Genomic DNA, 10630 nt, shown 5'->3' on the forward strand with positions numbered 1-10630 from the left:
GTCAGCGCCAGGTCGTCACAACCTGCGCCAACGCCATGCCGCCATGAGATGACCCACCACCCCACTCGGTTGCCCAGTTCCCCCGCGTGTAGCCGGTCATGGGGCGTCGCGACCCCGGCATGCGCTTCGGCGCGCCCTTGTGCAGCTCACCGGCCTGGACCATGTTCTCCACGGTCTTGCGCACAAGCCGACGCTCACTAGGCGCGGCCGGGTTCACGAGCTGCCGCTGCCCAAGCGCCTGCAGCGCGTCGTGCCAGGTGGCCACGCCCTGCCCTTCGAGCGGGAAGCATTCCCGCAGCGCCTGTCGAATCTCACCCGCCGGACGCATCACGCACCCCCTGCACGCAGCCGCTCCAACGCGCCCAGCGCCGCCGCCAGCGTCTTACTCGACTGCTCGACGACGGACGCCAGCCGGTCGACCTCCTCGCCACGCTGCGTGGGTCGAGCGTCATAACCCACCTCGCCCGCCACCCACAGGAAAGGCGCGTGATACCCCTGGTCCCGCGCCCGGCGAAGAATGAACATGCTCTCGCTGAGATCCAGGCGCTCGGCGCGCGCCGGGTTCAGGCAGTCCAGCAGGCGCGTGCGCGCCGAGTCCGGGCTCTTGTCGGGCCACAGCGCGCCACCCACCACCTTGGCGCCGCCCAGGTGCTGCACCGCGGCGGTCAGCGCCTGCTCGGCACTCTCATAAAACGGCATGTCGGCTTGCATCCGAACCTCTCCGAGAATTTCGGAAGCCTTCGGATGGCTCCCGTTTGGCAAAAAAAAGAGACTGGCGCCATGCACCAATCTCAACAAAGCGACTCAAGGCGCCGCAGCCGCGCCCGCGTCGCCCACCGCCTCACCACACTGCTCGCCGTCAGGCTCGCCCGCAGCCGGCGGAACACCTCGGATGCGCCCCCAGCGCACATCGGGGCGCAAGCGCTCGCAAGGCACCACCGAGCCCAGCGCCCGCGTTTCCGCCTCCACGTCCGGGCAGTACTCCGCCGGCACTCGTGACCGCATCCATGACTGGACCGTCTGATGCCGCGCCTTCGGCACACCCAACAACCGAGCCGCCTTACTGGGCCCACCCAGCACGCGAACAGCTTCGCGCGCCGCTTCAGATTCCGGTTTGGTGCAGTTCATGGCGCGCAGTCTAATGCAAGCAAAACTAGCAATGCTAGAAATACTTGTGTTGTCCAATCCAACTACGCAAGGAAAACTTGCAGGCGTGGACATACATGCCCGAATCAAGACGCGCCGCATCCAGCTCAAGCTGAGCCACGAGCAGCTGGCCAACCGCATCAGCGAACTGGAGGGCCTGGCCAAGCCACTGGCCTGGCAGACAGTCCAGCAGTGGGAAAACCGCACCACCGTGCCCCGCCACCGCCGCCTGCAACACATTGCCGCCGCGCTGGAGATGCCGCTGGACGAACTGATGGGCTCACCCGCCCTCACCGCCAAGGAACAGCGCGCTGCCTACACGGCTGCCGCCTGGCCCTTCCAGGTCATCACTCGCGACCAGATCGCCGAGTTATCGGTGTCGCAGCTGGCCGGCCTGGAGAAGGCCATGGTCAAGCACCTACTCCAACCTGCTGCCACCGAGTTCCGAGCCGTGGCGCTGAACATCGCGGCCCAGATCGACCACAAGAACAAGAACGACGAATTCACCCGGTTCATCCGCGCGGTCGACCTGAAGCTGCGCGACATGGCCACCACTCAGCAGCCGGAGCCCGCGGCGTCATGACCCAACGCGTCGAGGTCAACCAGCCCGTCGAGTGCGAGATCTACATCGGCGCCGCCGAGCGGCCCACCCCCGACGCCGATCACGCGCGCAAGTGCCCCCAATGCCATCGCGACACTTGGGCCCACACAGCCACGTGCATGTGGTGCGGCCACGACCGCTTGTCCAGCCCCTTGCGATGGCTGCTCGCCGCAGCAGCCCTGCTCATCCTGGTGGTGAATTTTCCCCTTCACTTCTAACAACTCTAGGGATGGCATCCGGCTAAATTCAGCTGCGTAACAAGGAGTAATCAGATGCCGGGCGGCCGCGACACAGAAGAGTTCCAGCAGTTTTTCCAGAGCCTGATCCACCCCAAGGCGCCCGTAGACGCGCCCTCCCTTCCGTTCGGCATTCGCGACGTCATCGTCAACGGCCCCCTGCGCTGCAAAATCTATATCGGCATCCCGCCAGCCACGGGCGCATCAGCCTCCAAGCCGCCCACCGAGACATAACAGCCACCACAGGGAGAACCACATGGAAGAAACCGAATACTTGCGCGGCGGCGACGTCCTCGTCACCAGCAACCGCATCGAACTCGGGGGCCAGACCTTCGCCGTCCGCAACGTCGGCTCGGTCAAGGTCACCAAGCCAGGCATCCCCTGGCTGGCAGGCCTGATCCTTGCCGTCAGCCTAGTCGCAGCCATCAACGCACCCGCCATGCTGGTCATCTCACTCGCCTGCGCCTTCTACATCTACAGCCAGGTCATGCTGCGCCGCCTGGTCCTCGTCAGCGGCGGCGGCGAGACCATCGCCTTGAAGTCCACCAACGGCGACCACATTGAAAGCATTCGCGCCGCCATCGCCCAGGCCATCAGCGCCCGGTAACCGCTCAGTCGCGCAGCAACCAAGGCCCCTAGGGGCCATTTTTGTTGCTCGCTTTGCTAGTTTCACTTGCATTGCTAGTTTTGCTTGCATTAGAGTCGCCCCCGTCAACACGACGGAGGCCACATGCAAGTCATCCATTCCGACGCGATCGAACTCAGCCCCTGGGCTGACGATCACGCCCCACTGATCAGCGACGACCGCGGCCAGCTGCCGGCGTTCGACCAGCTCGCCAACGGTCAGACCGTTCGCGCCAACCGCACGCCGCGCGGGCCCGGCCTGTGCAGACGTCTGTACCGCCGCACCAAGGCGCGTTACCTGGCCTGGCAGCTCAAGTCCATGCGCGCCCGCATGGACGTGCTGGAAGCCGACATGGGCGAAGCCCTGCAGCGCGCCATCGACATGGCCAAGCGCCACCAGCACTCCCCCTGCCTCCAGGAACGCCGGCGCGCCATGCGCCGTGAGCACCAGGCGCTGGCGCAGGAATGGCTGGCCGTGCGGCGGGAGATCGACAACCTGCAGGCGGCACTGTGAGCGCCGATAAGGTCTACCTCGACGAAGTCACCGGCGGCGTCCGGTCCAAGAAGATCGACGGCAAATGGGTGTTCTACCCAGGCCGCCACTACACCGGTCGCCGTCAGCCCGTCGACGAGCAGGTGCGCATCGTGGCCTGCGCCGACTTCACCGCGGACTACAAGGTCTTCTTTGACCACCGCGGCGCGCTCGACGCGCCCGAGCTCATCCCCGCCGGGGGCGTCAGCGCGATGTCGATCAGCGATGCCGACGCGCTGTTCATGTCGGCATGCGTGCTGCGCGACGGGTGGCAGTCATGAGCACGCCCCTCGCACAGCTCCCCAACGTCACGCTGGTGCAGGTCGAAAAGTTCAAGCGCCAGGCCAAGGACCTGAAGAAGGAACTCGGCATCAAGCACACGGCCGCGCTGGACGCCATCGCCCAGCGCGAGGGATTCACCAGCTGGCCGCGGCTGCTGGCCAAAGCCGGCGGCCAGGAGGCCGTGCTCGCCCACAAGCGCCGCCAGCACGACGAAGGGAGAGCGTCGTGATCCTCCCCTTCCCCCTCCTCATTGAGCACGACCACGGCGCACGCCTGACGCCGGCCGAGGTCGCCAGCCTCAAGGCCTTCATCCATGGCCAGCCCGACCGCTTCCGTGCGCCCTTCCGTCTGAGCTCTGCAGAGCTGTGTGTCCGCGATGGCCACCGCCCCGTCGCTCGTTGGCGCGGCGTTGCACTGCGTTGCTTCCGCTGCCAGCGTTGCGGCCAGGAGAAGCAGCCATGACCCCGCCCGTCGAGGTCACGAACGAGCACCTGCAGCGCGCCTATGCGCAGATGCGCAAGGCCGGCACGCCGTCGCTCGATGAGCTGCGCTCCTACTGGACGCTCTACAGCTGCATCCGCAACCGCGCCATCGGCATCGCCAACGGCCAGGTCCTCCCGCCCGAGCCCGTCGTCGAGCCGCCGCCGTCGCCACCCGTGCGCGCCGGCCCGCCTCGCACCGAGCGGCGCCGCACCGACCCCCACCCCTTCGATCCTCGCGCGGCCGCTGCCGGCGAGTACGTCCACCCCGACGAGTGAGCAACCCCATGACACACGATTCCCTGCTGGCCATGGCCAGCGTCATCCAGCTGTGCCCCGAGCACCACGCCGAGGTCCTCAGCGTTCGCCAGGAGGTCATCTGGCCCGACGGCACCAAGGTCGACCTGCACCCGGTCAAGCAGCACGGCGAACGCGCCACGCTGCTCCGCGCCGTCCATCACGCCGGCCAGTGGTCGCTGTTCGACATGACCCACATCACGCCGCGCGACGTCATCGACATCAAGCAGGCGCACTACCGCGACCAGGTCGGCCTGGTCATGTACGCGCTGCGCCGCACGCTGCACAACGCCGCCGCCTTCCACGCCAAGGTCGACCGCCACGCGCTGGCCAAGTGGCCCGGCGAGGGCCGCGCGCCCACCAAGCGGCCCAGCGACCGCAAGGTGACGTTCATCCAGGTCACCGGCCATGCCGACTTCCTGCCCGACCCGACGGGCGACCGCCGCTTCTTTCCGGTGGGGGTCTGACCCATGTCCAACAACTACACCCCCCGCCCCGGCAGCCTGGCCGCCCACGCCTGCGCCTGGTTCAAGGTCAACACCGGCCGCAAGCTCACCCTGCAGGAGATCTGCGGCCGCTGGGGCGGCACATCGCAGACAGCCACCGCCCAGCTCGGCGCGGCCGAGGACGCCGACTTCCTGCTGTCCGAGCGCATTGGCCGTTCGGACGTCTACAGCGCCGGCCCTGGCCTGGCCAACTGGACGCCGCTGAACGACTCGCTGGCCGAGGCCAAGAGTTTCAACCCAACCGCAGACACACCCGCCGCCGGCGGCGTGTTCGCGCCCACGCCGACGCTCATGGCCAGGCCAGCGCCTGCTCCTCGCGTCTCCCGCAAGCGCCTGCCGATGCTGGACGTGAGCCGCATTGCTGTGCAGACCGGCACCCTGGTCGAGCCGATCCTCGGCGGTCGCGGCGCGAAGGGGCAGTCGCAATACAACCCGCTGCTGGACAAGCTCGCTAAGCCCAACACCTGGGTCGAGGTGCCCAGCGCCTACGTCGCCTCGATCAACAAGGCCGTCATCAAGTACCGCAAGACGCGCCCCGAGCGCGTGTTTCGCTGCGTGAAGGTCTCTCCGACCACCTACCACCTGCAGCGCCTGGCAGACAAGCAGGCGGAGGCCACCTGACATGGCCACGTCCGTCCTCCTCCACGGGCCGCAGGGCACCCGCAAGCCCCTCATCGCGCAGCACTTGGCCAAGCACCTCCACCTCCGCCAGGTCATCGACGCCGGCGAGCCCCGCAACGACCGGCGCGCCGACTGGCCCGCTCACGGCGCTGTCGTCATAACCGACGACCCCCGCGACGTGCGCGGGTTCAACGGCCGTCACATCCACATCAACGAAGCGCTCGGCCTCCTCGGCGTCAAGAGCGCGGACGACCTCCTGAAAGGGCAGCCATGAGCACCGTGCAATACCTCGACATCCCCCTGGACCAGCTGCACGACAGCCCCACGCAGCCGCGCCTGGTCTATGACGACGCCTACATCGCCGAGCTCGGCGCCGACATCAAGAGCCACGGCCGCAACCTGTCGCCCCTGCTCGTGCGGCCGCGCGTGCCCGAGCTGTTCAAGGGCACCGACGACCCCAATGCCGTCACCGGCTACGAGATCGTGTTTGGCCACTGCCGCAAGCGCGGCGTCGCATGGGCCCAGCTGCCCACCGCCCGCTGCGAAGTCCGCGTCATGACCGACGAGGAGGTTGAGCGTGCGCAGATCTCCGAGAACCTGCAGCGTAAGAACGTGCACCCCTTCGAGGAGGCTGCAGGCTTCCAGGCACTCATCGAGCGTCACAAGGACACGGCCGACGCCATCGCCGAGCGCACTGGCAAAAGCCGCACGTATGTCTACAGCCGACTCAAGTTGCTGCAGGCCTGCGATGAAGTCCGCAAGGCCTGCGTGGCCGGCGAGATCGGCGCCGAGGTGGCGCTGCTCGTCGCCAGGCTGCGCAGCGACAAGCTGCAGGGCAAGGCCCTCGCCCGTATCAAGGCCAAGTACTGGAAGCTGGACGACGGCGGCAAGAGCAGCTATCGCAACATCCGCGACCTGCTGAACGAGGAGTTCACGCTCGACCTCAAGGCCGCTCCCTTCCCCATCGACGCGACCGACCTGGCCGGCGCCGGCGCGTGCCCGACATGCCCTAAGCGCAGCGCCAACGCGCCCGAATACCAGGACGTGGCCGAGGACCGCAAGACCCACCACTACAGCCGCCAGAACCTCGGTCCAAACGTCTGCACTGACCCCGAGTGCTTCGCTGCCAAGAAGGTTGCCCACTTCAAGAACCAGGCCGAGGACCTGCGCAAGAAGGGCCGCGCCGTCATCGATGGCAACAAGGCGCGCGTTATCGTCAGCGCTACGGGCGAGATCAAGGGCGGCTACCTTCCGCTGGCGAAGGTCAAGGATGAGCTCAAACGCGCAACGGCGAAGCTCGGGGGCGTCTTCGCGCCCACGCAGGTAGTGATCCAGTGCCCACGCACCGGCAAGACGTTCGAGGCGGTCAAGGAAAGTGAACTGATTGCGGCTGGCACGCGCCAAGGGACGCAGGCCAAGGGCAACAGCTCGTCCTCCGACCGCCGCCAAGAAGACTACGAAGCCCAACGCCTGAAGGACGACGCCGAGGCGACCAGGCTGAGCGAGCAGCGCCTCCGCTGGATGCACCTGGTGCGGGACGCAGCGCGGGCAGCACCTCGCAGCACGTTCGACATGCGCCTGGTCATTGGCCGCCTACTGGGCCTGCTGGACGAATACCCGGAGCGCAGCACGCTCAAGCAGGTCTACGGCGTCGAGCAGTTCGACCATCTGACCGCTCGCGTCGAAACCATGACGGCCGACGAGCTGGGCCTGCTGCTGCTGGATTGCGCGCTGGCGCGCTGGGTCGAGGTCGACCGCTGGGAGCTCGACGAGGAACCCACCGCGCTGCTGGCGGCCGCCAAACACTACGGCGTCGAGCTGCCCGACGAGCCCGCCCCTACCCCCTCCAAGGCTGCGCGGGCGCAGGAGGAAGGGGCCGACGAGGTCGAGGATGACGACGGCTCTGCGGCCGCCGATACCGCGTCCAAGGCTGCGCTGGCGCCGAGCACGTCGACGGGCAAGCCTGCGGCCGCGCTGACGCCGGTGAAGGCCTGGCCGTTCCCGAATCACCCGCCTGCGGCGAAGACCAAGAGCCAGGCCGGCTCCGCCGGCAAGGTGGCCAAGGGCGCCGGCTCCGCCGGCGTATCCAGTTCGACAACGCCGGCGGCCGCCGGCGGGGTTGCCGCCTCCCGTGGCCTGCTCGACGAGGTGATGGGTTGATCGGCGTCCATCCCTCGCCGCGCCACGCCATCGAGCCGCCGCTGCCCATGCACGTCGAGGTCATCGCCTGGTTCTCTCCGGAGATCCCGCCGGCGACCGAGCGCACGGTCATCGTCCGCGTCGCTGGCCAGCCTGGCACTTGGCTGGCCTTCCATGACCGCGAGCACGGGTGGCTCAGCGCCACGGACGGCACGCGGATCGACGAGCCCGTCGAGGCCTGGGCCGACCGCCCCACGGGCGAACCGCCCGTGCAGCCGCAGCACGGAGCAGTCGCGGCCACTGTCGTCGCCAAGCTGGCCAAGTCCACCGCGCACGGCTACGGCCTGCGCCTCACCCCCACCGGCCAGGCCTTGCCGGCCGGCCTCTACGAGCTGCAGCTCGTGGCCACGTCCACCACCAGGAGCCCCACATGATCGGCACCCAACCCACCGGCGCCATTGAAGGCGTCGTTATCAGCGCTGTCGCCCACGAGGGCCTGCGCGTCACCGTCGACGGCAAGCCCGCCCGCCTGGCCATCGTCGACGACGACGGCCACGTCATCACCGCCAGCCCCCTCGTCGCCCGCGAGGTCGAGGCCGTCGCCCACAACTGCCAGCGCAACTTCTGGCAAGGCCAGGGCCATCTGCGCGTCATGAGCAACCCACTGGAGGTAGTCCGTGGCTGATCCGACCATCACCGTGCACGAGGCCGAGCTGCACGCCGGCGCCAGGACCTTGATGACCGACGACCAGCTCGCCGCGCTCCGGCTCAACCTGCAGGCCAAGGTCGACGGCCGCGTCGAGACGCTCAACGACCTGCTGTTGCTGCAGCTGATTGACCAGGTGCTTTCCAAGCGTCGCGCCGACATTGCACCCGGTGTGATGCGCTGCGCGAAGTGCGAGTTCCAGCTCATCCGCCAGAGCCTCAACGTCAACGTCGGCACCGTCACCGCCGGCGGCAGCCACAGCGAACCGTGCCCCAATGGCTGCGGGCCGCTGTGGCCCGTCACCTGGCGCGAGCAGGCGCTGGAGGCCAGCAAAGCAGCCGAAGCCATGTTCGAGCGCGCGAAGGCCGCAGAGGACCGCCTGGCGCAAAACTGGGCCGTCGGCGAGCTGACGCCCGACGTCATCGAGATCCTCGGCCGGCCGAACTTCGCCTGCAGGTCGTTCGCCGACATGCTGCGCCTCGGTGGCCAAGACATCCCGTTCAAGTCCGAACGCGAGCAAGCCGCGACGCTGCACTACCTGCTGGGCTTCTACGCCAAGGACGGCGCCGAGTGGCGCCAGGCCGTGCTGCGCGACGTCGACGAGCGCCAGGCCAAGGCCGCGGAGGTGGCCCATGGCTGAGCAGATCGACATCCATCTGGACAACATCCTGCGCGCCTCGGGTTCCGGCCTGAAGTACTACAGCATGCAGAAGACGCTCGATGACATGCGAGCCGCGCTGACGGCCGCTGTCGCAGCTCTGGCACGCCCCAGCTGGCTCTCCATCGACGTCGACCGCGACGAGCTCGTGATCCACGGCAAGCGCTACGCGGCCGCGATGTTCGCCGCCGACGGCCTGGCTGGCATTCCGGGCGCGCTGCTGCAGCTCGTCGACGGCAACGCCGAGGCCGTGACGCTGAAGCGTTGGACCATCCGCAATCTCGACAAGATCTTGGCCGAAGTCGACCGCGCAACGGTCAAGTTCCCGACCTGGCCGAACGACGCGCTGCATGCCATCGCCATCCTCGGCGAAGAATTCGGCGAGCTCACCAAGGCCAACCTGCAGATGACCTACGAGCCGCACAAGGTCACGGCCGACGACGTCGCCTCCGAGTCCATCCAGACGGCCGCCATGGCGCTGCGCTTCGCCATGTCACTGGGTCGCTACAGCTACACGCCGAGCGAGCAGCACAGCCAAGGGAGCGACGCATGATCTCGAAGCCGCCGACCATTCCGGCCCCAACCAAGCGCGCCTACTCGCTCGACGCGCCCGACCAGGCGCGGCTCAAGATCGCACGCGCCGAGATCGAGGCCGTACTCAAGCGGCACGATCTCGGCGGCGCCGTCGTGCTGCACACGCCCGGCATGGCCGAGTTCTTCTATGACGTGCAGCCGAGCTACTCGTGCGCATGGATCGACCAGGCCGCCGGCATCGTCCGCATGAAGTCCAAGGCCGCCGACTACGCCGGCGATGTCGACGCCCAGCTGCGCGACCAGGCGGCCACCGCCCAGCTGTTCAACGCGCTGGGCATGGACTGCAGCAAGGCCGGCTTGATGTTCCTGGACGTCAGCGACGTCGTCGACAAGGCCTTCAACGTCGAGGCGCACACCGCCGGCGGCCTGGTGCCCGACCCCATGGAGGGCAAGCCGCAATGACGCTCCGCTCCCCTCATGTCCACAAACTGCCGTACCAGCAGCCCGACCACGTCGGCACCCACGGCCGCGCCTGGCGCTTCAACCTGAAGTCGATCCTCGATGCTCAGCGGGCCAAGCACGGCACCGCGCCACCCATGGAGCTGAACACGTGCGCGTGGGCTGTCTACGCGCCGTTCTCGCACCCCATGTGGCCCTGCGTTGCCGTCGCCTGCATCAGCCTGCGCGACGTGCCTGGCTGGCCCTCCGCCACGATCAATCTGCCAGGCGCAACGCACGAGGTCATGGTCATGGCACTGGACCCCGACAAGCCCGTTTGCGTCGACCAACAGCCCAGCTATTTGCGCCCGACCAACTTCGCCGGCCAGTTCATCGCAAGCAGCGACGACGAAGCCCGGGAGCGCATCGAGCAGGCGGTGCGCGACATCTGCGCCGGCACCTTGAACCCCGACTCTGACGGCCGCCACCAATGGGCCGAGCGCTTCAGTCGCTCCAACTTCAAGCCGCTGGCCGATATGCCCGATGTCCTGTTGCCCACCGCCGGCGGAGGCGTCGTCGCGGTCGGTATGGGCTCGGCCAACGTCAAGGCGCTGGTAGACGTCGTCGAGAAGCAGGCCGCAATGTCCGCGGATGAAAGCAAACCGCACTAGGTACAGACGTCTGCACCAACGACAAGGCCCGCTGATGCGGGCCTTTTTCATGGTCATTCAGCGGGTTTAAATGCCGTGCCCTACGGGCAGCCAAGGCTGACGAAGCCGATCTTGGGCGCGGCGGCCGGAGCGGCGAGGGTGGCGGAGTCGTTCATCGCCG

General features: G+C 67.8%; 22 protein-coding genes. 19 read left to right on the forward strand and 3 right to left on the reverse strand.

Features of this window, described 5'->3' with window-relative positions:
• Position 1: 1 nt before the first annotated feature.
• From AC1D29_RS18145 to AC1D29_RS18155, 3 genes are all read right to left on the reverse strand, one after another.
• The gene (locus tag AC1D29_RS18145; protein WP_477899930.1) at positions 2-265 is read right to left on the reverse strand and encodes a hypothetical protein; all 264 of its coding nucleotides are present in this window, start codon (positions 263-265) and stop codon (positions 2-4) included.
• Between the two features lie 62 nt (positions 266-327).
• Positions 328-699: a hypothetical protein gene (locus AC1D29_RS18150; protein ID WP_477899932.1), complete on the reverse strand. Its 372-nt coding sequence runs from the start codon at positions 697-699 to the stop codon at positions 328-330.
• Positions 700-804: 105 nt separating this feature from the next.
• Complete coding sequence (locus tag AC1D29_RS18155; RefSeq protein ID WP_477899934.1) at positions 805-1287, reverse strand: YdaS family helix-turn-helix protein; 483 nt, start codon at positions 1285-1287, stop codon at positions 805-807.
• On the opposite strand from AC1D29_RS18155, the gene AC1D29_RS18160 reads away from it, so the two are divergent.
• The 19 genes from AC1D29_RS18160 (at position 1214) to AC1D29_RS18250 (ending at position 10470) form a co-directional block, all read left to right on the forward strand.
• Entirely contained in the window at positions 1214-1729 is a 516-nt protein-coding gene (locus AC1D29_RS18160) for a helix-turn-helix domain-containing protein (RefSeq protein WP_477899936.1), read from the forward strand. The two genes, AC1D29_RS18155 and AC1D29_RS18160, sit on opposite strands and share 74 nt — an antisense overlap.
• The gene (locus AC1D29_RS18165) at positions 1726-1965 is read left to right on the forward strand and encodes a hypothetical protein (RefSeq protein WP_477899938.1); all 240 of its coding nucleotides are present in this window, start codon (positions 1726-1728) and stop codon (positions 1963-1965) included. Before AC1D29_RS18160 ends, AC1D29_RS18165 begins: the two co-directional genes overlap by 4 nt.
• A gap of 54 nt (positions 1966-2019) precedes the next feature.
• Complete coding sequence (locus AC1D29_RS18170) at positions 2020-2217, forward strand: hypothetical protein (RefSeq protein ID WP_477899940.1); 198 nt, start codon at positions 2020-2022, stop codon at positions 2215-2217.
• A gap of 22 nt (positions 2218-2239) precedes the next feature.
• Positions 2240-2590, forward strand: a complete 351-nt coding sequence (locus AC1D29_RS18175) for a DUF6232 family protein (RefSeq protein ID WP_477899942.1) — start codon at positions 2240-2242, stop codon at positions 2588-2590.
• 123 nt (positions 2591-2713) lie between these two features.
• Positions 2714-3121 carry a hypothetical protein gene (locus AC1D29_RS18180; protein ID WP_477899944.1) on the forward strand — a complete coding sequence of 136 codons (408 nt, stop codon included), beginning with the start codon at positions 2714-2716 and terminating at the stop codon, positions 3119-3121.
• Positions 3118-3420: a hypothetical protein gene (locus AC1D29_RS18185; RefSeq protein WP_477899946.1), complete on the forward strand. Its 303-nt coding sequence runs from the start codon at positions 3118-3120 to the stop codon at positions 3418-3420. Before AC1D29_RS18180 ends, AC1D29_RS18185 begins: the two co-directional genes overlap by 4 nt.
• Positions 3417-3650, forward strand: coding sequence for a glyoxalase superfamily protein (locus tag AC1D29_RS18190; protein ID WP_477899948.1), 234 nt, complete (start codon positions 3417-3419; stop codon positions 3648-3650). Before AC1D29_RS18185 ends, AC1D29_RS18190 begins: the two co-directional genes overlap by 4 nt.
• Positions 3647-3883, forward strand: a complete 237-nt coding sequence (locus tag AC1D29_RS18195) for a hypothetical protein (RefSeq protein ID WP_477899950.1) — start codon at positions 3647-3649, stop codon at positions 3881-3883. The genes AC1D29_RS18190 and AC1D29_RS18195 overlap by 4 nt, the downstream gene beginning before the upstream one ends.
• Positions 3880-4179 carry a hypothetical protein gene (locus AC1D29_RS18200; RefSeq protein ID WP_477899952.1) on the forward strand — a complete coding sequence of 100 codons (300 nt, stop codon included), beginning with the start codon at positions 3880-3882 and terminating at the stop codon, positions 4177-4179. Before AC1D29_RS18195 ends, AC1D29_RS18200 begins: the two co-directional genes overlap by 4 nt.
• 8 nt (positions 4180-4187) lie before the next feature.
• A complete protein-coding gene (locus AC1D29_RS18205; RefSeq protein WP_477899954.1) occupies positions 4188-4664 on the forward strand; it encodes a hypothetical protein in 477 nt (158 codons plus the stop codon).
• A 3-nt stretch (positions 4665-4667) separates the two neighbouring features.
• Entirely contained in the window at positions 4668-5324 is a 657-nt protein-coding gene (locus AC1D29_RS18210; RefSeq protein ID WP_477899956.1) for a hypothetical protein, read from the forward strand.
• Between the two features lies 1 nt (position 5325).
• Positions 5326-5598, forward strand: coding sequence for a hypothetical protein (locus AC1D29_RS18215; RefSeq protein ID WP_477899958.1), 273 nt, complete (start codon positions 5326-5328; stop codon positions 5596-5598).
• Positions 5595-7484: a ParB/RepB/Spo0J family partition protein gene (locus tag AC1D29_RS18220; RefSeq protein ID WP_477899960.1), complete on the forward strand. Its 1890-nt coding sequence runs from the start codon at positions 5595-5597 to the stop codon at positions 7482-7484. The genes AC1D29_RS18215 and AC1D29_RS18220 overlap by 4 nt, the downstream gene beginning before the upstream one ends.
• On the forward strand, positions 7481-7897 hold the full coding sequence (locus AC1D29_RS18225) for a hypothetical protein (RefSeq protein WP_477899962.1): 417 nt from the start codon (positions 7481-7483) through the stop codon (positions 7895-7897). The genes AC1D29_RS18220 and AC1D29_RS18225 overlap by 4 nt, the downstream gene beginning before the upstream one ends.
• Complete coding sequence (locus tag AC1D29_RS18230; protein ID WP_477899964.1) at positions 7894-8148, forward strand: hypothetical protein; 255 nt, start codon at positions 7894-7896, stop codon at positions 8146-8148. Before AC1D29_RS18225 ends, AC1D29_RS18230 begins: the two co-directional genes overlap by 4 nt.
• Positions 8141-8809, forward strand: coding sequence for a hypothetical protein (locus tag AC1D29_RS18235; RefSeq protein ID WP_477899966.1), 669 nt, complete (start codon positions 8141-8143; stop codon positions 8807-8809). The genes AC1D29_RS18230 and AC1D29_RS18235 overlap by 8 nt, the downstream gene beginning before the upstream one ends.
• Positions 8802-9380 (forward strand): hypothetical protein, encoded by a 579-nt coding sequence (locus AC1D29_RS18240; RefSeq protein ID WP_477899968.1) that lies wholly within the window; start codon positions 8802-8804, stop codon positions 9378-9380. The genes AC1D29_RS18235 and AC1D29_RS18240 overlap by 8 nt, the downstream gene beginning before the upstream one ends.
• Positions 9377-9823: a hypothetical protein gene (locus AC1D29_RS18245; RefSeq protein WP_477899970.1), complete on the forward strand. Its 447-nt coding sequence runs from the start codon at positions 9377-9379 to the stop codon at positions 9821-9823. Before AC1D29_RS18240 ends, AC1D29_RS18245 begins: the two co-directional genes overlap by 4 nt.
• The gene (locus AC1D29_RS18250) at positions 9820-10470 is read left to right on the forward strand and encodes a hypothetical protein (RefSeq protein WP_477899972.1); all 651 of its coding nucleotides are present in this window, start codon (positions 9820-9822) and stop codon (positions 10468-10470) included. The genes AC1D29_RS18245 and AC1D29_RS18250 overlap by 4 nt, the downstream gene beginning before the upstream one ends.
• The last annotated feature ends 160 nt before the right edge of the window (positions 10471-10630 follow it).

Source organism: Roseateles sp. P1_C6 (assembly GCF_056406315.1).

What these genes read in the sequence shown, in the direction of transcription:
- AC1D29_RS18150 (WP_477899932.1), bottom strand. Translation starts at nt 699, where the DNA reads ATGCCGTTTTATGAGAGTGCCGAGCAGGCGCTGACCGCCGCGGTGCAG.
- AC1D29_RS18155 (WP_477899934.1), bottom strand. Translation starts at nt 1,287, where the DNA reads ATGCGGTTGGCCAGCTGCTCGTGGCTCAGCTTGAGCTGGATGCGGCGC.
- AC1D29_RS18165 (WP_477899938.1), top strand. Translation starts at nt 1,726, where the DNA reads ATGACCCAACGCGTCGAGGTCAACCAGCCCGTCGAGTGCGAGATCTAC.
- AC1D29_RS18170 (WP_477899940.1), top strand. Translation starts at nt 2,020, where the DNA reads ATGCCGGGCGGCCGCGACACAGAAGAGTTCCAGCAGTTTTTCCAGAGC.
- AC1D29_RS18175 (WP_477899942.1), top strand. Translation starts at nt 2,240, where the DNA reads ATGGAAGAAACCGAATACTTGCGCGGCGGCGACGTCCTCGTCACCAGC.
- AC1D29_RS18180 (WP_477899944.1), top strand. Translation starts at nt 2,714, where the DNA reads ATGCAAGTCATCCATTCCGACGCGATCGAACTCAGCCCCTGGGCTGAC.
- AC1D29_RS18190 (WP_477899948.1), top strand. Translation starts at nt 3,417, where the DNA reads ATGAGCACGCCCCTCGCACAGCTCCCCAACGTCACGCTGGTGCAGGTC.
- AC1D29_RS18200 (WP_477899952.1), top strand. Translation starts at nt 3,880, where the DNA reads ATGACCCCGCCCGTCGAGGTCACGAACGAGCACCTGCAGCGCGCCTAT.
- AC1D29_RS18205 (WP_477899954.1), top strand. Translation starts at nt 4,188, where the DNA reads ATGACACACGATTCCCTGCTGGCCATGGCCAGCGTCATCCAGCTGTGC.
- AC1D29_RS18210 (WP_477899956.1), top strand. Translation starts at nt 4,668, where the DNA reads ATGTCCAACAACTACACCCCCCGCCCCGGCAGCCTGGCCGCCCACGCC.
- AC1D29_RS18215 (WP_477899958.1), top strand. Translation starts at nt 5,326, where the DNA reads ATGGCCACGTCCGTCCTCCTCCACGGGCCGCAGGGCACCCGCAAGCCC.
- AC1D29_RS18220 (WP_477899960.1), top strand. Translation starts at nt 5,595, where the DNA reads ATGAGCACCGTGCAATACCTCGACATCCCCCTGGACCAGCTGCACGAC.
- AC1D29_RS18230 (WP_477899964.1), top strand. Translation starts at nt 7,894, where the DNA reads ATGATCGGCACCCAACCCACCGGCGCCATTGAAGGCGTCGTTATCAGC.
- AC1D29_RS18240 (WP_477899968.1), top strand. Translation starts at nt 8,802, where the DNA reads ATGGCTGAGCAGATCGACATCCATCTGGACAACATCCTGCGCGCCTCG.
- AC1D29_RS18245 (WP_477899970.1), top strand. Translation starts at nt 9,377, where the DNA reads ATGATCTCGAAGCCGCCGACCATTCCGGCCCCAACCAAGCGCGCCTAC.
- AC1D29_RS18250 (WP_477899972.1), top strand. Translation starts at nt 9,820, where the DNA reads ATGACGCTCCGCTCCCCTCATGTCCACAAACTGCCGTACCAGCAGCCC.